The sequence below is a fragment of the Proteiniphilum sp. genome, assembly GCF_034927365.1.
Taxonomy (GTDB): domain Bacteria; phylum Bacteroidota; class Bacteroidia; order Bacteroidales; family Dysgonomonadaceae; genus Proteiniphilum.
The window spans coordinates 304,296-325,982 of sequence record NZ_JAYFQD010000007.1 but is presented as its reverse complement, the minus strand read 5'-3'; the positions used below and the strand labels follow the sequence as shown (position 1 = coordinate 325,982).

The 21,687-nt window shown below is 43.2% G+C and carries 17 protein-coding genes and 1 tRNA gene; 8 read left to right on the top strand and 10 right to left on the bottom strand.

Going from position 1 to position 21,687, the window contains the following annotated elements; translation table 11 throughout:
- The first annotated feature begins 223 nt into the window (after nt 1-223).
- From VB073_RS04885 to dusB, 4 genes are all read left to right on the top strand, one after another.
- Nucleotides 224-1,153 (top strand): siderophore ABC transporter substrate-binding protein, encoded by a 930-nt coding sequence (locus VB073_RS04885; RefSeq protein WP_323403021.1) that lies wholly within the window; start codon nt 224-226, stop codon nt 1,151-1,153.
- Between the two features lie 160 nt (nt 1,154-1,313).
- A complete protein-coding gene (locus VB073_RS04880) occupies nt 1,314-3,404 on the top strand; it encodes an alpha-L-fucosidase (protein ID WP_323403020.1) in 2,091 nt (696 codons plus the stop codon).
- Nucleotides 3,405-3,440: 36 nt separating this feature from the next.
- Nucleotides 3,441-3,797, top strand: coding sequence for an arsenate reductase family protein (locus tag VB073_RS04875; protein WP_323403019.1), 357 nt, complete (start codon nt 3,441-3,443; stop codon nt 3,795-3,797).
- Nucleotides 3,794-4,780, top strand: coding sequence for a tRNA dihydrouridine synthase DusB (dusB, locus tag VB073_RS04870; protein WP_323403018.1), 987 nt, complete (start codon nt 3,794-3,796; stop codon nt 4,778-4,780). Before VB073_RS04875 ends, dusB begins: the two co-directional genes overlap by 4 nt.
- Nucleotides 4,781-4,794: 14 nt before the next feature.
- On the opposite strand, the gene VB073_RS04865 is transcribed toward dusB, so the two are convergent.
- The 4 genes from VB073_RS04865 to VB073_RS04850 all read right to left on the bottom strand — a co-directional run bounded on the left by VB073_RS04865 (nt 4,795) and on the right by VB073_RS04850 (nt 9,058).
- Nucleotides 4,795-6,486 carry a S41 family peptidase gene (locus tag VB073_RS04865; RefSeq protein ID WP_323403017.1) on the bottom strand — a complete coding sequence of 564 codons (1,692 nt, stop codon included), beginning with the start codon at nt 6,484-6,486 and terminating at the stop codon, nt 4,795-4,797.
- Nucleotides 6,487-6,561: 75 nt separating this feature from the next.
- Complete coding sequence (locus VB073_RS04860; protein ID WP_323403016.1) at nt 6,562-7,170, bottom strand: L-threonylcarbamoyladenylate synthase; 609 nt, start codon at nt 7,168-7,170, stop codon at nt 6,562-6,564.
- 140 nt (nt 7,171-7,310) lie between these two features.
- On the bottom strand, nt 7,311-8,168 hold the full coding sequence (locus tag VB073_RS04855) for an enoyl-ACP reductase FabI (protein ID WP_323403015.1): 858 nt from the start codon (nt 8,166-8,168) through the stop codon (nt 7,311-7,313).
- 203 nt (nt 8,169-8,371) lie between these two features.
- Entirely contained in the window at nt 8,372-9,058 is a 687-nt protein-coding gene (locus tag VB073_RS04850) for an MIP family channel protein (protein ID WP_323403014.1), read from the bottom strand.
- Between the two features lie 225 nt (nt 9,059-9,283).
- Here VB073_RS04850 and VB073_RS04845 point away from each other — a divergent pair, with 225 nt between their 5' ends.
- From VB073_RS04845 to VB073_RS04830, 4 genes are all read left to right on the top strand, one after another.
- The gene (locus VB073_RS04845) at nt 9,284-10,009 is read left to right on the top strand and encodes an MBL fold metallo-hydrolase (protein ID WP_323403013.1); all 726 of its coding nucleotides are present in this window, start codon (nt 9,284-9,286) and stop codon (nt 10,007-10,009) included.
- Between the two features lie 75 nt (nt 10,010-10,084).
- Nucleotides 10,085-10,465 carry a VOC family protein gene (locus VB073_RS04840; RefSeq protein WP_323403012.1) on the top strand — a complete coding sequence of 127 codons (381 nt, stop codon included), beginning with the start codon at nt 10,085-10,087 and terminating at the stop codon, nt 10,463-10,465.
- Between the two features lie 10 nt (nt 10,466-10,475).
- On the top strand, nt 10,476-12,329 hold the full coding sequence (locus VB073_RS04835; RefSeq protein ID WP_323403011.1) for a 4-hydroxy-3-methylbut-2-en-1-yl diphosphate synthase: 1,854 nt from the start codon (nt 10,476-10,478) through the stop codon (nt 12,327-12,329).
- A gap of 133 nt (nt 12,330-12,462) precedes the next feature.
- A tRNA-Ile gene (locus VB073_RS04830) sits at nt 12,463-12,536 on the top strand.
- A 136-nt stretch (nt 12,537-12,672) separates the two neighbouring features.
- Here the strand turns inward: VB073_RS04830 and VB073_RS04825 are convergent.
- From VB073_RS04825 to VB073_RS04800, 6 genes are all read right to left on the bottom strand, one after another.
- A complete protein-coding gene (locus tag VB073_RS04825; RefSeq protein WP_323403010.1) occupies nt 12,673-13,635 on the bottom strand; it encodes an SGNH/GDSL hydrolase family protein in 963 nt (320 codons plus the stop codon).
- A gap of 14 nt (nt 13,636-13,649) precedes the next feature.
- The gene (locus VB073_RS04820) at nt 13,650-15,659 is read right to left on the bottom strand and encodes a beta-galactosidase trimerization domain-containing protein (RefSeq protein WP_323403009.1); all 2,010 of its coding nucleotides are present in this window, start codon (nt 15,657-15,659) and stop codon (nt 13,650-13,652) included.
- 135 nt (nt 15,660-15,794) lie between these two features.
- The gene (locus tag VB073_RS04815; RefSeq protein WP_323403008.1) at nt 15,795-16,562 is read right to left on the bottom strand and encodes an alpha/beta fold hydrolase; all 768 of its coding nucleotides are present in this window, start codon (nt 16,560-16,562) and stop codon (nt 15,795-15,797) included.
- Between the two features lies 1 nt (nt 16,563).
- Nucleotides 16,564-19,002, bottom strand: coding sequence for a beta-galactosidase GalA (galA, locus tag VB073_RS04810; RefSeq protein ID WP_323403007.1), 2,439 nt, complete (start codon nt 19,000-19,002; stop codon nt 16,564-16,566).
- 38 nt (nt 19,003-19,040) lie between these two features.
- Entirely contained in the window at nt 19,041-20,702 is a 1,662-nt protein-coding gene (locus VB073_RS04805; RefSeq protein WP_323403006.1) for a glycoside hydrolase domain-containing protein, read from the bottom strand.
- Nucleotides 20,703-20,748: 46 nt separating this feature from the next.
- Nucleotides 20,749-21,609: a glycoside hydrolase family 16 protein gene (locus VB073_RS04800; RefSeq protein WP_323403005.1), complete on the bottom strand. Its 861-nt coding sequence runs from the start codon at nt 21,607-21,609 to the stop codon at nt 20,749-20,751.
- Nucleotides 21,610-21,687: the final 78 nt, after the last annotated feature.

Sequence of the window (21,687 nt, the reverse complement as noted above, 5' to 3'; positions counted from 1 at the left end):
TTCAATTGTTATTCAATTGATTTTCAGTTGTTGTTCAATAGTTGTTCGATTGTATTTATCCCGCAAGACGGGAAATAACATGAACGAAGTGAATGAATAACTCCGAATCATCCCGCAAAGCGGGGAATAACTACTGAATAACGTGAGCGAAGCGAGCGAATAACAATCGAATAACGGCGAAGCCGAATAACTTCCAAGTTCTCAATCATCAAATCAAAAAATTATGAAATCAAGAATATTCCTTTTCGTATTGGGTGCAGTTATCGCCCTGTCCGGTTGTACCGGCAATCAGCAGCAGAGAGAGACAACAGGGAAGACTGTTACAGTAATCCACAGTTTAGACACTGTAGAGGTGCCTGTAAACCCCCAACGGGTGGTGGCGCTTGACTTTTCCGCACTGGAAAATCTGGATTACCTCGGTATTAAACCTGTCGCCATTCCAAAATCAGGGGTACCGGGTCACCTGATCAAATACAAGGATGATCCTTCTATAGCCGATGTAGGTACGGTTGTAGAGGTCAATTTAGAGAAAATCAATGAACTGCACCCCGACCTGATCATTATCGGTGGTCGGTTGGCCGATTTCTATAAAGACCTCTCCGCAATTGCGCCGGTAATCTATCCTACTGTGATGGGAACTACCGATTTCCTTGGTGCTTTTAAAAGAAATCTGGATGATTTAGGGCGGATATTCGACAAACAGGAAGAGGTAGACCGCGCGTTTGCGGAGATCAAAACCAAGGTTGGGGAGATAAAAGAAAAAGTGGCTGCTTCAGATGATCGTGCGCTGATACTTCTTCACAACAGGGGACGGTTCAGCGCATATGGTAGTGGTTCTCGATTCGGTATCATCCATGATGTAATGGGATTCCAGGAAGCAGAAAAAGGATTGGGCACTCATGTTCACGGTACTCCGGTATCGAGTGAATTTGTCCAGAAAGCCAATCCGGATATTATCTTTATTGTCGATCGGAGTATGATCGTGGGAAATGCCGTGATGGATAAGGAAGAGGTGGAAAATAAGCTTGTGAAGCAAACCAATGCTGCTCAGAACGGGAAGATATTCTATCTGAATCCGGAAGTATGGTACCTTGCCGGTGGCGGGATCGCATCAGTCAATATGATGATAGACGAGGTGTCGGAGGCACTTTAAAATAAAACTATCGCCTTACGTACGGCTGTTGCTGTGGTATTGATCGTGGCGGGTCCTTTACAGAAAAAAGATGACCTCCCCCAAAACTAGTTATCAGGTAATTTGTAATTATTATCTTTGTATCTGATGCTAAAATTATGATCTCTATATTGATTATTGAATGAAACTGAAAATAACCCTGATCCTTTGTTGTTGTGCCGCTTTACTGTCTGCACAGCAGAAACCGTCGCAGGAGTGGCTCGACCGTAAGTTTTCCATGTTTATCCATTTCGGATTATATTCCGTGTATGGAGGTGTATATGAAGGTGAACCTGTCAAGTGGGGCTATAGTGAACAGATACAATCGTTTGCGGGAATTTTCAGCGACTGGTATGGAAATACTGCGACCAGGTTCAATCCTATCCATTGGAATCCTGATAGCATTGTCTCCCTGGCAAAGCAGGCCGGAATGGGATCGATCGTATTTACATCCAAACATCACGACGGATTCTGTATGTACCATTCCGCCCATACTGAGTATAATATTGTAGATGCTACTCCTTACGGCAGGGATTTGATGAAAGAACTGGCCGAAGCTTGTCAGCAGGGTGGAGTTGCATTTGGTGTTTACTTTTCATTGATCGACTGGCACTTCCCGCAAGCCTATCCTATCTCGAGCCATAACGCCGATCCGCTTACCCCCGAGCACTATGCGTTCAACCTGAAGCAGGTGGAGGAGATCATGACTAACTATGGACCTCTCTCTGAAATTTGGTTCGATATGGGGTCACTTACCCCCGAACAGAGTAAGGGGTTGTATGAACTGGTCAACCGGTTACAACCACAATGTATGATCAGTGGCCGACTGGGGAACGATTATATGGATTTCTCGGTGATGGGCGATAACGAATATCCCGATTACCAAATCGGTGTACCCTGGCAGACAGCCGCCTCTATATTCGATGAGACCTGGGGTTACCGTTCGTGGCAAGAGAGGGGAGAGGTGGCTCCCAAAGTCAGGGAAAAAATAGAGAGTCTTATCAAGGTTATCAGCCGGGGGGGTAACTTTTTGCTCAATATCGGTCCGAAAGGGGATGGCGGTGTGGTCGATTTCGAGCGTGAGGTATTGACTCAGATCGGTCAATGGGTAAAAGCCAATAGTGAAGCGATCTACGAAACCCAATCCAACCCCTTCCGTCATCCATTCTCTTGGGGTGATATCACTACTAAAGCAGACCGTTTGTATGCTTTTGTGGAAAGAATGCCTGACTCAAAGAAAATAAATCTGTCCGGATTTAAGGCTAAAGTAAAAGGGGTGAATCTGTTGTCATCCGGAGAGTTGTTGCCCTACGCGCAAGAGAAAGATCAGCTGAAGATCGATCTTTCTGCTGTTACTCCCGATAAAACTATCCCGGTGCTGAAGATTACTTTTGAAAATGGATACAGTATCATACCTCCTTCAGTTGTTATGAAAGGTGTTATCAGCCCCCGAAATGCGGTCTCCCTCTTTGGCCATTCGAGCCTCAACTATTATGCCGGTTATAAGAGCGTGATCGGTTACGATTGGTTGTTTCGTTCCGGTAAACGCTCCGTTTCTCCACAGATTATTTTCACCGAGAATGAGAAGGGAAGATCCATAGAACTGGCAATCGAAGGCCAAAAGGAATCCATCATCCTGCAGCCTGATGCGTCCCGGACAGTCAGGTTGCCAGAAAATAGCGTGAAATGGGGTAACGTATATAGAAAAGCGGGAAGAGGTGTCTTTGGTAACGTAGAAGAAGAAGGTATACAAGAGGTGGATGTGAATGCCGTCGGTTCACGGTGGGTAGCAGTTGATGATTTCCGTTATGGAAAGAGCTATACCGAGCTAATTCTCCCGCGCGCGAGTGTCGTCTTCCTGCAGGAATTGGAGTCGGCACGCGAACAAACAGCCGCGGTCAGGATTGAAAGTGGCAATGCCGTTTATATCCTGCTCAACGGAGAGTATATTACGGCACATTTCTCTCCCGACAGGATAAAACAGCAGGAAGAGATCGTACTATTACCGCTGAAGCAAGGAAGAAACCAGCTTGTCATTAAATATTATAACGGATTTGAAAAAGAACTCTCCTACGGAATCACACCTTTGGATGAGTGGACGGTTTATAACCGTAAGCTTTCTCCGGTCACGCTCGAAAGAGTGGATGATCATCGCGTTTCCATCCGTTCCGGAGATTCATCTTCCAATGTTTCACCGTTACGGATGAACAATATCAGTGTGATTTTGCGTTAATTTTAAAATTCGCATCTCATTGATTATCTTTGCATAATGAAACCAATATTTATACAATATCCCAAATGCGGCACCTGCCGTAAAGCTGTCAAATGGTTGGAAAAAAACAGTGTGGATGTGATTTCAAGGCACATTGTGGAAGAGAATCCAACCTGCGAAGAACTTGCGGAGTGGATCGACAAGAGCGGTCTGCCTATCAGTCGTTTTTTCAATACATCGGGACTGGTCTACAAGGAACAGAACCTGAAAGAAAAGGTGAAAACGGCTTCCCGTGATGAATTACTCGATATTCTCTCTTCCAATGGTATGGTGGTAAAACGACCTATTATCGTGGCTGACGATTTTGTGCTAGTCGGCTTTAACGAAATAGAGTGGAAAGAAAAGTTAGTATGAAGATTGCCCATATAGAATTTCCGGATAATCCGGTATTCCTCGCTCCGATGGAGGATGTGAGCGATATAGGCTTTCGGCTGTTGTGTAAGCAGTTCGGTGCTGATATGGTTTATACCGAATTTGTGTCGAGTGATGCCCTTATCCGCGACATAAAGAAGACTAAGCAGAAGATTCTCTTTAGTGAGGAAGAACGCCCTCTCGGAATACAGATCTATGGCAGTGATCCCGATGCGATGGTAGAAGCGGCCAAGATATGCGAAGAGGCGAATCCCGATTTGATTGATATCAATTTTGGTTGTCCGGTAAAGAAAATTGCCGGCAAGGGCGCCGGATCAGGAATGATGAAGACTCCTGACGTGATGCTTGATATCACATCGAAGGTAGTCAGGGCGGTAAATAAACCGGTCACAGTCAAGACCCGGTTAGGGTGGGATGATAACTCCAAGATTATTGTATTATTAGCAGAGCAGTTGCAGGACTGCGGTATAGCAGCATTGACCATCCACGGGCGTACCCGCTCGCAGATGTATAAAGGAGAAGCTGACTGGACGCTGATCCGGGAGGTGAAGGATAATTCCCGTATGCATATTCCTATTATTGGCAATGGCGATGTGACTACAGTAGAGCAATGCCGGCGGCGATTCGACGAGACCGGTGTGGATGCCGTGATGGTCGGGCGCGGGAGTATCGGTGCTCCATGGATATTCAGAGAATTGAAGCATTATTTGCAGACCGGCGAACATCTTCCCAAAGAATCGTTTCATTGGTACCTGGATATCCTGAAAAAGCAGGTACTCGAAAGTGTGGAACGAATCGACGAAACGCGGGGAATCCTCCATATGCGTCGTCACCTTGCCGCTACGCCCATATTCAAGGGTATCCCCGATTTCAAGGCTACTCGTATTGCCATGCTTCGTGCCAGTACTCTTGAAGAGTTATTCACTATCATGGATGAAATCCCGGAAAAATATCAGATGTATTAAAAAGAGTATCCTTTTTACTTTTTTATCAGGTTTTTTATCTCTTCTCCCCGGACATCATCATACATCTCAAACCGCTGTCTTTTGTCCCTCAATTTAATGGAGACTTGTTTATCCACATGTGATGAACGGAATGGTGTAGATATTGTAGATGCGCGTGTTGATAATAGTTTTTGTCCGCTGATAATTGACAATGCTTCCCCAAGGAGAGGGTCGTTCGTATCTCCAAAATCAAACAAGAACAGAATTTCCAGTTCATCAATCTTATAATTGGGATTAAATCCGGCTGTGAAATCTGATTCCCCTTTACTATTGTAATATTTTACTACGATCGGCTGCATTCCCCATTTGTTTTGCGGATCATTTTTTTCATAAAGGGAAATAGAACCCACATTTTTCCCATAGGTCGTTTCACCGATAAGAATTACCTCCATATAAGGTTTTAATCCGTTGATAACGAATTCGCTGGCAGATGCTGTCCATCCGCTGGTCAGTACAAACAGACGAGGCAAATTCAAGGATGGAATCGGGATTGAAGTATCCATGATCTTATCAATGAAATAATTCTTGTTGTAATCGGCTCCATGTTCTTTTTGTAACTCTTTATGAACGATGCTGTTATATTCTGCAGTAACCAATATATTTTTGATAGACCTGTCTTTTACCAATGCACTCGCCAGGGCTATTGCGGAAGATACGGCTCCTCCACTGTTATAGCGAAGATCGAGTACCATCTCATTGATTCCTTGAGATTGAAAATTGTTGAGTTTTGAGATCAAAAGTTTATCATAGTCGTTACTGTCGTCTCCTTTATCCCGGGCGAAAAAATTATATACCAGATAGCCTATTTTTTTATCTCCTAGGGTATATACTTTGTCAAGATAGACCGGATTTTCGGCAAATTTCGAATGCATTTGAATGGATTCCTCTCCCGAATCCTCCAGATAATAACTTTTTTCATCCGGGTGGTAAGTCCAGTCTGCCATGTGCAACCGTTTTGTTCCGCTGCCACCGAATAAACTACTGTAATTCTTAGGTGTAATATCTTTACCGTCTACCTGCATAATAAACCTTCCCCTATTGATCCCTTTTGCTTCTGCATCTGTTCCTGCCTTGGGGTAAAGCACCAGGGCAAAATATTTACTGCCGGCCTGGTCAGCCTTTATAAAAATATATTCGAATCCTATTTCTGCGGAGCTTATACCGCTAAGATTATCCAATAAATCGACATAACTTTCCTGAATCCACGAAAAACGGTCACCGTCAGGATTGGTGGTAGGATGGAATGTATATAAAATGGATCTGAAGAAATTTCTTGGATTGAGGGAATAGTTCGGTTTTGAAGGAATCTTGTTATTCCATAAATAATAAACAGACATTTCATCATATATCCATTCATTGACGTAATTGATGTTTTTTTTGGTGGCAGTGAAAGCCGCTCCCGTAACAGTTGCATTATTTGTCCATACTGATCCGCCGTTTTCTAAAATAGCGCTGGCAGTGGGAGGGTTTGTCGTATTGTCAATTATAGCTGGGTAGATTTTTTCACTTCCATTATTGTACTTTACAGTAAATGATTGATTTGTAGCGTTGTATGTAGCTGAAACAACATTTTCCTGATCTGTATCAGGTGTATCTTTCGGATCGCAGGATGAAAATCCAATTATCAATGTGGTAATGATAGAGAAAATGAAAAATAGTTGTTTCATAATGACGGATTTTTTTAAAATATTGATCTGTTTTACTACGAAAGTAGAAAAGATTTGACTATTGTGTACGAAATTTCAGATATTTAACGTCCCTTTACCTTGTCGAATGATCTCCGGTTCGTCGGAAGTGCAATCCACTACCGTAGAAGGCTCAATCCCTCCAAAACCTCCGTCGATCACTATATCGACAATACCTTCCCATTTCTCATGGATCAATTCGGGATCGGTTGTATATTCTATCTCTTCATTATTTTCTTTCAACGATGAGTTCAACACAGGGTTGCCAAGAAGTGCTACAACTTCCCGGATAATATTATTGTCGGGTACACGAATACCAACTGTCTTTTTGTTTTTGTAGATTTTAGGTAACGACGAGGTGGTAGGTAAGATGAAAGTGAACGGCCCGGGCAGATTCCGTTTCATCAGTTTAAAAACTGGCGTATTTACTTTGGCATATTCACTGATAGCACTCAAGTCGTTGCAAATAATCGAGAGATTACTTTTTTGAGGATTGATCCCTTTCAATTCGCATATCTTCTCTACCGCCCGCACGTTTAACGCATCACATCCCATACCATAAAGGGTATCGGTCGGATAGATCACAATACCTCCCTCCCGTAATACCGAAACTACTTTTTCAACTTCCCGGGGATTAGGGTTTTCATTATATATTTTTACTAACATAGTCTGCAAATATAGCGAAAGCCGAGAGAAATGCCAAACTTGTTTGACCATTTCCGAGGCTCCTCTCATATTTTAAAATGTATATAAAAAAAGCTTCGACCTTATCAATCGAAGCCTTTTTCTTTATAGTTGCCGGTATATTATCCGTAGATTACGTTTCCGTTTTCATCGCGGTTCTCATCCAGACCGTTGCTGTATTGTTTCATTGCGCGGAGACTCATACCCATGCTCGAAAAACCTCCATCGTTGTAGAGATTCTGCATGGTAACCTTACGGGTGAGATCGGAAAACATCACGATACAATAGTCGGCGCAATCGTCGGCATCGGCATTTCCGATAGGAGACATCCGTTCGGAAAAATCCATCAGGTCGGTCATCCCTTTTACACCGCTACCGGCTGTAGTCATTGTAGGTGATTGTGAAATGGTATTCACCCGTACTCCCTTGTCACGCCCATAGATGTATCCAAAACTACGGGTGATTGATTCGAGCAGCGCTTTGGCATCGGCCATATCATTGTAACCGTAAAATACACGTTGGGCAGCTACATAGGTAAGTGCAAGCATTGAACCTCCTCTTTCAACAGCATCCAATTTGCGGGCTACCTGCAGCATCTTGTGAAAAGAGATGGCTGAGATGTCGAGTGTCTTCGCCAACATATCGTAATCGAGATCGTCATATGTTCGTTTCTTGCGGACATTGGGCGACATGCCAATGGAATGGAGTACGAAATCAATCCTTCCTCCCAGTATCTCCATCGATTTGGAAAAGACCATCTCCAGATCTTCCACATTGGTGGCATCTGCCGGAAGGATCTCTGCGTTCAGCTTCTCTCCCAGTTTTGCCGTATCACCCATGCGGACTGCTACCGGAGTGTTGGATAAGGTGATGATAGCACCCTCTTCAACGGCTCTTTCGGCTACTTTCCAGGCGATAGACTGATCGTTTAACGCACCGAAGATAATACCTCTTTTACCTTTTAATAAATTGTGAGTCATATTTTTTCAATTTTCAATTTTGCCATGATTCTCATCGAAAAACTGCGCAAATTTACAAAAAATGTGCAATTACTAAACGTTTAGAGTGAAAATAAGTTCTTGATATCCGTAAAAAAGAGGATAGAACCTCATGAATGCGGAACCCCCCGAAAGTTTAATAAGAAACTTTCGGGGGGCAGTTCAAATTTTTCCCGGTACGAAAATTATGCAGCTTTTACCGCATCATTTTCTACTGTGATTCCTTTCCATACAATGGCTGCAATCGCGGCACCAATCAGCGGTGCTACAATGAATAACCAGAGCTGAGCCAATGCTGCACCTCCTTCGAAAATCGCCGGTCCTATGCTACGGGCGGGATTCACTGAAGTTCCCGTGATGGGGATACATACAATGTGTACCAGTACCAATGCCAATCCGATCGCCAGGCCGGCAAACTTATTCAGGCCATTCTTGGCCGTCACCCCCAGTACAACCAGTACGAAGATGAAAGTAAATACCGTTTCGGCTACAAAGGCTACACCTATCTGTCCTTCGGCAAAACCATTAGCCCCGGTAAGGGTAGTGGTAGAACCGGAATCTTTTGCAAGAAACCAAAGGATGGAAGAACCTATAATTGCACCGATCACCTGAAAGATCATATACATGCCTGCATCTTTGCCGCTCATCCTACCCAAGAGAAATACTCCCAGCGTGATAGCCGGATTGATATGACATCCCGAAATACTACCGATAGCATAAGCCATTGCCACTACCGAAAGGCCGAATGCAAACGCAACGCCTAACGTACCCACAGAATCAAAAGGCTGCCCTGCCCCTGCAAACACGGCTGCGCCGCAGCCCATTAATACCAGTACCATTGTACCGATCATTTCTGCTAAATACTTCTTCATGAATTTTTGATATTTTGATGAAACATACACTACGTTGCAAAGAAAGAAAATAAATTGTAATAATATACAGATTATGAAGAAAATTGAGGATTCACTCCCCAATTTTTTTCTCTACCATATTATCACCTTTACCAATAGCCTGTTTTGATTGTTTTTACCAAATTTTATGTGAAACCCAATGAACATTTGCCCAGTCAATTGTTATTATTGATAGAAATTTTGCTTATGACGGTCACCTATATATATCATAGTTGTTTTTTGATTGAATTTGAAGGATTTTCGTTGCTCTTCGACTATTATAAAGATGCGCCCCGTGAAGACGGTTCGGAATGGATAAAGGATTGGCTCCTCAATAAGGAGGAGGAACTTTATGTATTGTGTTCGCACTCGCACTACGATCATTTTAATCCGGATATTCTTTCATGGAAGGAGCGGAAAAAGAATATCCGCTATATTTTTTCCAGTGAATTGCGGGAGAGTGGAGTAACCATGGCAAATGATGCTATTTATCTTGAAAAAGAAGAAATCTATCGTGACCAGCGTCTTATGATAAAAGCATTTGGATCTACTGATGTGGGCGGCTCTTTTTTGATAGAATACAATAACAGACAGTTTTTTCATGCCGGCGACCTGAACAATTGGCATTGGATCGAAGAGGTAAGTACCGAAGAGGCACTTTCCTACGAAAATAATTTTTTATGTGAACTGGAGCTGTTGGCGGAGGATACCAATCGGCTTTATCTGGCGATGTTTCCCGTTGATCCGAGGTTGGGAGATTTTTTTACGCGGGGTGCCGAACAATTTGTTGCACGTATAAAGACCGATCTTTTCCTGCCCATGCATTTTGGAGATAATTATGACAAGGCGAACCGATTTGAGGAGGTTGCTGCGCGGTACGATTGCCAGTTTCTGCCATTATCGCATCCTGGACAATCGTTTAGATTTGAGTAAGAAGAACCAAGACTATTAGAACCAGGACTTGGGATTTAAATTTCGCCAATTTTCAACTTTCAATTAAAAAAGATTATGGAAATAAAAGCAAGATTCGACCATTACAACATCAATGTGTTCGATTTACAGAAAAGTATTGATTTTTATGACAAGGCATTGGGTCTGAAAGAGATCCGGCGGAAAGAAGCGTCTGACGGCTCCTATATAATCGTCTTTCTGGGAGACGGGGTTACGGGTTTTTCACTCGAACTCACCTGGCTTCGCGACTGGGACAGGCCTTATAATATGGGTGATAACGAGCAGCACCTGTGTCTCCGTGTGGAAGGAGACTATGATGAGGTAAGGGCTTTCCATAAGGAAATGGGCTGTGTCTGCTACGAAAATCATAAAATGGGACTTTATTTTATCATCGATCCTGATGGATATTGGATAGAAGTATTACCTTTGAAGAGATAAATAGAAAACTATGGATTTTTTCAATTACAATCGCCGTCCTACCATCGATGTGCATGTAGGAAACATCACTATGGGCGGAAATTGGCCGGTTGTCGTGCAGACAATGACCAACACTAATACGCTCGATACCGAAGGAAGCGTAGCCCAATGTGAAAGGATCATCGCGGTGGGTGCCGACCTGATCCGTCTGACAACTCAGGGTGTGCGTGAGGCCAATAATTTACGTGAAATACATCAACAATTGAGAGACAAGGGATATGTCACCCCTCTCTCTGCCGACATCCATTTTAATCCCCGTGCAGCAGAGGTCGCCGCTACTATTGCCGAAAAAGTACGTATTAATCCCGGCAATTTTGTAGACAAGCAAAAGACTTTCGCAGAGTTGATCTATACCGATGAGGAGTACGCTCAGGAACTGGAAAAAATACGCTCCAAAGTGATCCCCTTTCTCCGGATATGTAAGGAGTATGGGACGGCTGTCCGTATCGGTGTGAATCATGGTTCGCTGTCCGATCGTATCATGAGCCGTTATGGCGATACACCCGAAGGGATGGTGGAATCCTGTATGGAATATCTGCGGATCGCTGTGGAAGAAGACTTCACCGATATCGTGATATCAATGAAAGCTTCCAATACATTACTGATGACCAAAGCGGTTCGTTTGCTGGTGGCGACCATGGATAAGGAGGATATCCATTTTCCGCTCCATCTGGGAGTGACTGAAGCCGGGGACGGAGAAGATGGACGGATGAAATCGGCTGTTGGTATAGGAGCTTTGCTGAGTGACGGATTAGGTGATACTATCCGGGTTTCGTTGAGTGAAGATCCTGAAGTGGAAGTACCCGTGGCAAGGAAATTGGTGGATTATGTAAACCTGAGGAAAGGGCATACCCCCATTTTAGGAAATCTCTATCCCGGCTTTTCCCCTTTCTCCACAGAAAGGCGTGCAACGGATACCGTATGGAATATAGGAGGAGAACATCTGCCTGTGGTAATTTCCGACAGGAGTAAAATCGACGATATGTCGATTAATCCTCATTTCATTCCCGATTATATATATGTAGGAAGCCGTATACCGGCTAATTTTCCCAGAGGAATGAAATCTATCGTCGATTATCCCTGCTGGGAAGAAAAAATAGATAATTTCCCGCTTTTCATGGTCACTTCTATCGATAAGGTAAGAGATTGCAATGCGGCTGTGAAATTTCTGCGTATTTCCTATTCCGAACTCTCGGATGAGTTGATTGGTTTTCTGAAAGATACTCCCCGGATTGCGGTGATTCTTACTACCACCCACCAGAATGGGGTTGGTGAGCAGAGAGCATTCTTCCACGCGCTATTGAACGCCGATTGTCGTGTGCCGGTTATCATTCAACGGAGTTATACTGAGGATGAAGCGGAAGATATTCAGGTGAAAGCCGGTGTGGATTTCGGTACGGTTCTCCTCGACGGGTTCGGGAACGGTATTATGATGAGTAATCAAGGACAGATTGATATTGCCAATATCGATGCCTATGCTTTCGGTATTTTGCAGGCTGCACGTGTGCGGACAAGTAAGACCGAGTTTATCTCCTGTCCCAGTTGTGGAAGGACCTTATTCGATTTGCAGACTACGGTTGCTCTGGTGAAACAGCATTTCTCCCATCTCAAGCACTTGAAAATAGGGGTGATGGGTTGCATTGTGAACGGACCCGGTGAGATGGCTGATGCCGATTACGGATATGTAGGTGCCGAACACGGTAAAATTTCATTATACCGGAAGAAAGAGCTGGTAGAGAAAAATATCCCACAGGCTGAGGCTGTGGAACATCTGATCCGACTAATCAAAGATCATGGCGACTGGGTTGAGCCGGAAAGAAATTGATCTGTAGTGATTGTACCGGTCGGCTTAGAAAGATAATCACTTAAATGATAAAATGATTGTTGCAATTTTTTGGAAATTTCCAAAAAAAGCAGTAATATTGCACCCGCTTTCCGTGAAACTAAAAACTGAGAGAGGTCCCATAGCTCAGTTGGTCAGAGCACCTGACTCATAATCAGGGAGTCCTTGGTTCAAGCCCAAGTGGGACCACTTTTTTTAAAAATAATCGGCTGTATATCAATAATATATACAGCCGATTATTTTTAAAAAGGTAATATATCTGATAATAAATTTCAACCGATATCTTTTCCTTCTCTTCTTTGCAAATCGAAAAAAAAATTTCTATTTAGTGAAAAATCACGTTTGATAGCTGTTTCTTTATTTCTGTCATCCCCTTGATAGAAGGGTGCCCACCTATTTTATCGATATTCTTAAGTTGTACAGATGTTGTCTTATAGTGTGAACAGAGTGATGTCTGGGTATTTGTTATTTCAGCTTTCAGATCTGAATTTATTACATTCACAATTTTTGCTTTAGGATATTGTTTGGTCAGATAGTCGAGCATATAGGCAAAGGCGGGTCGGAATGATTTTAAATCGTCTTCAGTCCAGTCATTGTATTTATAATTCCCCAGAGGAACGTTCGCCCAACTATCGTTGGTACCGCCAAAAATGATAATCAGGTCGGGACTTCCTAAATTTTTCATTCTTGTGATAAAAGAAGAAGCGGTACTATTTGCACCATTATATCCGGTATTACAAATTGTAGATCCGGAATATGAATTGTTTATTTCCAAAATAGCTTCGCCCTCCTGTAAGAGTTGATGCCACCACGTTTGCTCCACTTTTACAACATCATTTATATTGTTCCAATCCGGATACCAATAAGGGTTTGTATTGGGGTTCACAAAATCCTTGAAAGTAGAATAGGAATCTCCCAATATACTTACTTTACTACCCTTGCCTATGGTTGTATTTTGTGCAACGGTTATTTCTTTTTTGCGTTTGTTACTAACTCCATCCCTATTTTTTACAGTCAGCGTTACATTGTATGTTCCTCCTGATGCGTAGGTATAAGAAGGATTTGTTGCCGTAGAGATTCCTTTATTATCTCCAAAATCCCATGTGTACGTAGTGGCATGTTCGGATTCGTTCTTGAAATTGACCCTGAGTGTATTCCCTGTATCTATGGTGTAGGAAAAGCCGGCTACCGGGTCAGGTAGGGATTCTTTTGTATCGGCACTACAGGAAACCCCGAGGAATAAAACCCAAAGAAAAGTATAATAACGAATTGTACAATATTTTTTCATTTTGAACTTGATTTTTATTTCCACCCTAACACAATGGTCTCTTCGGGCTGGATAGTAAGCCGATTTCTCTTTATTTGCCCTGTTTTATCCGAAAAAATAACTTCGGCATTCAAACGGGGAGTTTTTATCTTTACTCTCTTTTCTGTAGTACTTTTATTGATGATCAAAGAGAGGTATGATTTATCATTTTGCATGGTTTGCATGAATAAACCTTCCTCATGTTTCTCAAAACGGATAGGCTGATCGGGTTTGAGCTCCTCCAACAGGAGTTTCGACAGGTTTTCCTTGTCTCCGCTGCGCCATGCTCCCAATCCTGCAAGAGAGGGTATCCATATGACTTCCCCTTTGCCGAATTTATTTTTGGTCGCTGTGATATATTGATTTTCTTTTGACAAGACTTCTCCTGTCGTATTGTAAATATACCCTTTCCAGAGATGAACAGGCAGTGGATATTTAATGTTCATCTCGAAATCACCCGGAATACAGATTGCTTCCTTCAATGTTCCTCCGAAAACATCCTGCAGAGGAAAACCGGTATTGAAGAGGCTTAGCATATTCTCATCATAAAAACCGGTTAGACCTTCCACAAAAAGCTTACCTCCTTTTTTTACGAAATTATGGATATGCTCCCATTGATAGGAGGGTAGGGATATTTGATTTGCCACAATGATACTCATCCCGCTATAATCATTTTTCGACCAGTCAAATTCATTGAACTCGGACATGTCGGGGACTATGCCGTTTTCAGATAAAAGTTCATAATAGGCCAATGCCGATTTTATAACACCTCCCGGCTGGCGGCCTTCGTAATCATCGTGCTCTCCGTATTGTACTTTCTTTTCTATCCATAACGATTCCCTGTTATACAAAATAGTGATGTCCGATTCAAGCGGTCTTATCTTTTCAAAAAGTTCTTTGTTCTTTATAAGGGATTTGCTTATCTCATGTACGGCAATCAACCTGTCGGATGGATTGTTCTGGAAATCGAGTAACGCCCATTCACCGGCTTCTTCTCCTATCGACCGGGGATTGAAGCACCAGAAGATGATTCCTTCCGCTCCGGAGGCAATACTTGTCCACAGCCATTGTGTGATTTCTTCGGAGGTAGGACAAAACGGATTATTTCCTGAATAGGTGTTATTCCCTCCCTGAAGCTCTGTTACCCAGAATGGTAGTGGACCGGCACCCGACCGTATTATATTGCAGTTGGCAGACAGGGCAACCGTATATTGGGGCCGCTTGAAATAACCGAAGTGCCAGCTCGGATGTGCCGATGCTCCAAGTGAGTTTAGGAATTTTCTCCATGCCGGAAAGTCATATTCGGCGATGTTCTCAAAAATCTGATGATTATTCACATGGATATGGTGCGCTGTATCATAGCGGGCTATTTCCTGTGCAAGCCAATCGAGATACCATGTATTGTAATCGACAAGAAATTTCTCTTTGTCAAAATTCTTCAATAGGGGGTATCCTTTGCTGTTATATTCAGGTGTTTTTTGATTCTTTTTCCATTCTGCAAATTTGTTGCTAGTATAGTTATTCTCCGGGACATACCCTCCTGTTCCGGGTTCATTGATCAATACCCAACCGTATAGTGATTTGAAATGCTTATACTGGTTGACTGTTTTCTCGATATATATTTTTATTTGATCTTCATGTTCCTGACTCTCCGGGAATTTAAAACCACCTATGGAATTGTCAGGGGTGTAAGGGAAGAGGGTCCCGAAAATCTTCACCCCATATTTTTCTGCTGCCAGAAAGGCTTGATCGAATAATGAAAAATCCCAGGAATTATCGGCGTTTTTCATATAGTCTTCAAACATGCGAATACGGCATATGGTCATTCCGTTTTCACTAAGTCTCTTAAACCATAGGTCTATCTCTTCATTGGTTTGTCCCCGTTCGAGAAACATTTCCGCTCCAATCATGATGGGGGAGCTATTCACCTGAGCGAACGATGTCCGGGCACAAAGAAAAAATGCGACGAGCACAAGCATAGCAATAATTCTTGATAACTTAAGCATAAGAATATATTATAGTGGACGTTTTCGTTAAACAGTACGAGCAGAAGACAAATTTGTTTGTATTATGCCGCTGCGAGAAAACGACTAATGAAATTGGACAGATATGTAGTATGTTTCACGAAGAGCTGGTTATAATTATTTTATTTCTTTGATAAGTAACTTCACCAATTCTTCCGGATTGCTTTGCTGAGGGTTATGGTCTGCGGTCATCACAACCATTTTCCAGCCTCTTTTTCTCGCTCGTTCCGAAAAAAAGTAGAAATGATCATCCTCCGGTTTCCTCCCTTCGTCTACGGTAAAGATATAGGTAGCAGGTAATTTCAACGCTGTCGGATTTTTGCGGGATACCGGCGTAGTAAATGTCTTTAATGACTGGGGCACGTCGTGGGGGAGCGGATCATTTTCATTGATCCAGTAGGGAATCACAAAACCGCTGGTGGGTGTATGTTCAGGGCCGGTCCTCCCATCCCTGCGTGCACTGATTACACTTTCACCGTCATCAGGTACCATTGCATCCAGGTAAATCAATTGTCTGATCCGTTCCGGGATACTGTCGGCCACGCCGGTGATGACCATACCCCCGTAACTGTGTCCTACAAGTATGATATCTTGCAGGTTCTCATAGAGGATTGTATTTACTACATCAAGAATATGTGTGTTGAGGTCGATATCGGGTGAAGCGAGGTGTACGCTTTGTCCCTGACCGGTAAGATTGGGCCGGTATACGTTATACCCTTTTGAAGTGAGGATTGAGTCTGTTTGCTTGAATGACCAGCTACCGCCCCATGCCCCATGTACAATAACGAATGTGGATTGCTTCTGCGCAAAGGTTGTTAGGATGGTTGCACAAAATGTGATGACCAGTAAACCTGCTTTCCTGATTGTTCTTTTACCTGTTTCCATTTTATTTCTTTTGAGTAATAATGATTTCACCTTGATATATATTATCTGACGAAGCTTTTAAAATTATTTGATTGTCTGTTGTTCCTGCAAGCAGTATTAACTGGCATTTCCCATTGAACAGACTGCGTTGCCATGCACTGTCAGCACACTTGTCGGGTTCATGGGAAGAGGGGTCGCCATTTCCCACACCGATTATTTTAGCATCTCCCGCAACTGAAAAGCGGATCAATTCATTTGCATCGGGGATTTCGTAACCTTTTTTGTCCACCACCGCCACATTTACTACAACAGCATCTTTTCCGTCGGCAAGAAGCGTCGTTTTCGATGGGGTCAGTACCACCTGATATGGCTCTGCGGTAGTTTCGACTGTTTTTTCAAACTTTCTACCCTTTTTTACTGCGATGGCTTTCAGTTTTCCCGGTTTGTAACGAACATCCCATTCCAGATGTCTGTTCCGGGGCATTTCCTTTTTGCCAAGACTCTTGCCGTTTAAGAACAGTTCGACAGTCTCTGCATTGGAGTTTACCCATACTTTTATTTTCTCACCTTCTCTGCCTTTCCAGTTCCAGTGTGGTGCGATATGTAACACATCCTTGTCTGTCCACCACGATTGATAATAGTAGTAGATGTTTTTGGGGAAACCACACATATCCATTATTCCGAAATGGGAATTGATATTGGGCCATTGGAATGGAGTCGGTTCACCCCGGTAATCGAAGCCGGTCCATACAAAGCCACCCATAAACCAGTCCCTGTCGGCAGCCATCGTCCACCATTGTTCGGCGGTGGATGCCCAGGGCGGGTAATTCTCATCAAAATCGGTCAGATAGTAATTCACCGTGTCTTTGGTATAAATACCGCGGGTAGTGACGGTACTTCCCACTTCCGAACCGAAGATAGGCTGGTCCGGACGGGACAAACGGTAATCGTCAACTCCATAAAGATTGTAATTAAATCCGCGGATGGGGATGACTTCGTTTACTCCGGTGATTACGTTGCCCACATTGGCACCGTAAGTTGCCACACGAGTAGGATCCAGTTGTTTCAGTTTTCTCATCATGGACAAAGCGATCCGCTTCCCTTCTATGATCGATTGATACACTTCCTCTTCATTGCCTATCGACCACATATAGACCGAAGGATGGTTGCGGTCGCGTAAGACAAAGGTTTCAAACTGTGCCATATATTCCTTACCGGAATTCATCAGCCTTGTCTCATCCAATACCAGCATACCCAGACTGTCACAGGCATCCAATAACTCGGGCGTAGGCGGATTATGAGCGGGACGATAAGCATTAACCCCCATCTCTTTCAACAATCCGATGCGGTAGTACTGCAGATAATCAGGCAAAGCACTTCCCACTCCGGCATGATCCTGATGGCAACAAACACCCTTTATCTTTATGTTCTTTCCATTGAGGAACAGTCCTTTGTCTACATCCACATAAAGATCACGGATACCGAAGCGCGTTTCTACCCGGTCGATAATTTTATTGCCCGATTGAATGATCGAAACAGCTTTGTAAAGATGAGGGGTGTCAAGATCCCATAATTGCGGTTTGTCGATTGTCAATTGTTTTTTCAAAGTAGCTTTTTCTCCAGACTCCAGACTAATGCTTTCTTCTTCAGTTTGAGCTACCTGTTTACCTTGCTGGTTATATATGCGGGTAATGATGCTACACTCTTTGGGAATATCATATTGATTCTCCGTTTCTGTCTGAATTGTAAGCAAAGCTTCTGAAAAATCACTGTTCAGATTGGCATACACAAATATCCCGTTTTCCGAAAAATGGAGATTGTCGAATAAATTCAACCATACATGGCGATATATGCCCGCACCTTCATAGAACCAACCTTCGTATTTGGTCGCATCGATACGGACCACAATTATATTTTCCCTGTCGTAGCGTATAAAATCGGTAATATCGTATGAAAACCCTGTGTATCCGCTGAAATGGCTACCACAGTAGAAATTATTGACCCACACCTCACTATTCCGGAAAACACCGTCGAAAGTAAGTACAACCCGGGAAGTGGTATCTTTAACCCCACTCATGTCGAAACTCTTGCGATACCATCCGATGCTGTTTTCAGGATAAAGCCCACCTACAGGTTTATAGCCGTGTGACATCACATCCCCATTGGGCGTGTATTGGAAAGGCAACCCGGCTACCCAGTCGTGCGGGAGGTTAATATTTTCCCATGCGCTGTCATCAAAATCGGGGCGAAGAGCTGTGCCGTAGTTCTCAGCGGTCTTGGCAAAGAGGCGTGCTGTGCCATAATTAAAATCCTTCTTCGGATTTGTGGCATGGCCGAGGTGGAACTTCCAGTTTTCATCCAGGGAAAAGCGTTGACGAGGTATATTTTGCTGTGCCTTCACCGATTGAACTCCTAAAATGACCAGAAAGCCGTATAAAAAGTATTTAAAAATAGTATTCATACTCCATATCATAATTTGAATGACGCACAAAGACCCTGTTAGTCTTCTGCCAGAGCCGTAAGTATTTTCTTCCTGATTTTCCTGAAATGGGTAATGCTGGTATCATACCAATCGAACTTGTACACGATGCTATCCGCCATCTTTTTAGCCAGTGCCGGTTCTTTTGCTTCAAGCATTCTCAGTAGTGTATTGTCGTTGATCCCATCACGCATAGCTTCTAACCGGATAGAACTGTATAATTTACGGTATCCGGGGTAAACGATCCATGCATCTCCCGGCGGTAAAAAATTACCTACAGCGTCGTTGGTGTCGGTAGTATCTACAAAAGGGTTATCATTCCACCAGTTGAAACCCCAATGGAGGTAGCCATCAATTTGATACTTATAGTTTATCCAGTGCATGATCCTTGTTTTAATCAACGGAAGGTCAATAAACCGGTTGGCATAATTGCCCTTTGGCGCCAGGCAGGTATAGAACCACACTTCATCACCTGCTTTTTTACGTTCCTCATAAAAATCAAAATCTTTGTTCAGGAAATCAACCTGGGGTACCCATAAGTCGATGATATCTGCCAGGTCTTTGGTATGGCACGCCTCTCCGATTTTAATATCCGGTGCAATGGATTTAATATATCTTGCAATCTCTATATAGGATTGTTTGTTCTCTTCGATAGGTTCGTCAGTGAGATATTGGTAATAGTCCGACATCCACTCTTTTTCTTTCAGATGTGCTACCAACGCCTTGAAAAACCGGCTGTAAAAATTCTGAGCACGGGGATCCTGAATGGGTAGATGCAGGAACAGAGTGGAATCTGATTCCAGATCGGGTACATATACAATAAAAGGACTTGTCCAATTCCCGGTTCGTTGCCCTATATGTCCCCCTTCGATTCTACCTAATACGCCGGCTTTCCTGAAAATTTCGACTACACGGTCGAATCTGGAGAAATCAAATGCAATCCGGTCTCCCTCCTTTTTGTAAATTGCCAGCTCCAACGGTGAGATCATGGCGGTATTCTGACCATAATCTGCCATCTTCTCTGCCAATATTTTCACTAATTTCCAATACAGATCACTATAAAGTACGACTTCTTCCCCGTTGTTCAGATGAGTTAAGCGTTTGGGTTCTAAAGTATACCAGTTCGCTATCCATAGCCTCTGTTTTTCGAGTGTGACATTGTGTATATGGATAATAAACGACTTTCGGATGATTTCATTATCTGTAGAAACGGTTATTGTTACCGTATAAGTACCGGCTTTGGCATCGAGGGGAATTGTAATCCCAATAAAGAAGGTCTGTGCCTGTCCGGCCAAAAGGTCAACAGGCTGATTATCCATAATAGGATCGGGATAGAATCCTGTAATCGAAGTAATCCGGTCGATTGCAGGATCAGTATAAGGTCGTTCCGCACGCACATAGCCGATAGGCCCATAGGAGATAACTGCCCCCGGCAGGTTTTCCACTTCCACGGTTACCTTCACTTGGTCTCTATCCTGCACGCTTCGTAGTATAAGTTGTGCGCTGGCCACTTCCCCTTTTGCCACATCAATCTCCCTGAAGCTCTCAATAGGAATAACCGTTTCAGGGAATACTTTTTCTAAAGGGTCTACCAATGTTGCGGATACCTGAGCCTGTACAGATAAAACATTGAGAAAGCCATTTAAAATGAATAATGCCGCGATAGTTTTTTTTACATTCATATTCCTTTGGTTGATTGTACAAGAGAATCAGGTCATCTATAAAATCTTATTTTTTCTGATAAATCCGGACATAATCGATCTCGTACTTCACAGGAAAGATCGAGTCGTCGATCTCTCCACCCCAATCCCCTCCTAATGCGAGGTTCAGCAACAAATATTGCGGCTTTTTGTAGATTGATCCGGCAAGTCGTATATCAAAAGTATTGAGGGTAATACCATCCATAAGGATTACTATTTTGCTTTCATCCCATTCCATGCTATATATATGAAAATCATCAGAAATGCCTGTAAAATCTTTGCTCTTCATTTGTGTAGCGTATTTGCCATCCGTTGCCTTTTCATAATGTATGTTGGTATGGATCGTATTGGGTTCGAACCCCACATGTTCCATAATATCGATCTCACCGCACTGTGGCCAGCCCACTTCCCAGACATTATTTCCCAGGGTCCATATGGCAGGCCATACCCCTTTACCCTTGGGGAGCCGGGCCTTCACTTCTACTTTTCCGTAAGTCCATGAGAACTTACCCTTGGTCATCACGCACGCCGAGGTATAGGACGCAAACTCATCTTTTGTCTTCCATTCTGTGCTTCCCGGTTTGTAAGCACCGTTAGGATACTGCTCTTTACGGCCTGTGATGACCAACGTGCCATTATCGACAGAGATATTTTCAGACCGGGCTTTGGTATAATATTGACTCTCATGGTTTCTTACAAAACCTTCTTCATAACCCCATTTGGCAGGATCCGGCAACCCGGTATAATTGAATTCGTCACTCCATACAAGTTGCCACTCTTTTGCAGGTGGAGGTAGTGGATTTTCTTCCTCCGGAAGCTCTTGTGATTTTGTACAGGCGGTACAAAATGATGCATACCCTATGAAAAACAGAAAAATCAGCGATCTCATATTCTATAACTATTTAATTGTAATATTATCACGATGAAGCCGGAACAGAGACAAAGATACATACCCGACAAAACAGTC

Coding starts and splice junctions, on each gene's coding strand:
- VB073_RS04885 (WP_323403021.1), top strand. CDS start 224: ATGAAATCAAGAATATTCCTTTTCGTATTGGGTGCAGTTATCGCCCTG.
- VB073_RS04880 (WP_323403020.1), top strand. CDS start 1,314: ATGAAACTGAAAATAACCCTGATCCTTTGTTGTTGTGCCGCTTTACTG.
- VB073_RS04875 (WP_323403019.1), top strand. CDS start 3,441: ATGAAACCAATATTTATACAATATCCCAAATGCGGCACCTGCCGTAAA.
- dusB (WP_323403018.1), top strand. CDS start 3,794: ATGAAGATTGCCCATATAGAATTTCCGGATAATCCGGTATTCCTCGCT.
- VB073_RS04865 (WP_323403017.1), bottom strand. CDS start 6,486: ATGAAACAACTATTTTTCATTTTCTCTATCATTACCACATTGATAATT.
- VB073_RS04860 (WP_323403016.1), bottom strand. CDS start 7,170: ATGTTAGTAAAAATATATAATGAAAACCCTAATCCCCGGGAAGTTGAA.
- VB073_RS04855 (WP_323403015.1), bottom strand. CDS start 8,168: ATGACTCACAATTTATTAAAAGGTAAAAGAGGTATTATCTTCGGTGCG.
- VB073_RS04850 (WP_323403014.1), bottom strand. CDS start 9,058: ATGAAGAAGTATTTAGCAGAAATGATCGGTACAATGGTACTGGTATTA.
- VB073_RS04845 (WP_323403013.1), top strand. CDS start 9,284: ATGACGGTCACCTATATATATCATAGTTGTTTTTTGATTGAATTTGAA.
- VB073_RS04840 (WP_323403012.1), top strand. CDS start 10,085: ATGGAAATAAAAGCAAGATTCGACCATTACAACATCAATGTGTTCGAT.
- VB073_RS04835 (WP_323403011.1), top strand. CDS start 10,476: ATGGATTTTTTCAATTACAATCGCCGTCCTACCATCGATGTGCATGTA.
- VB073_RS04825 (WP_323403010.1), bottom strand. CDS start 13,635: ATGAAAAAATATTGTACAATTCGTTATTATACTTTTCTTTGGGTTTTA.
- VB073_RS04820 (WP_323403009.1), bottom strand. CDS start 15,659: ATGCTTAAGTTATCAAGAATTATTGCTATGCTTGTGCTCGTCGCATTT.
- VB073_RS04815 (WP_323403008.1), bottom strand. CDS start 16,562: ATGGAAACAGGTAAAAGAACAATCAGGAAAGCAGGTTTACTGGTCATC.
- galA (WP_323403007.1), bottom strand. CDS start 19,002: ATGAATACTATTTTTAAATACTTTTTATACGGCTTTCTGGTCATTTTA.
- VB073_RS04805 (WP_323403006.1), bottom strand. CDS start 20,702: ATGAATGTAAAAAAAACTATCGCGGCATTATTCATTTTAAATGGCTTT.
- VB073_RS04800 (WP_323403005.1), bottom strand. CDS start 21,609: ATGAGATCGCTGATTTTTCTGTTTTTCATAGGGTATGCATCATTTTGT.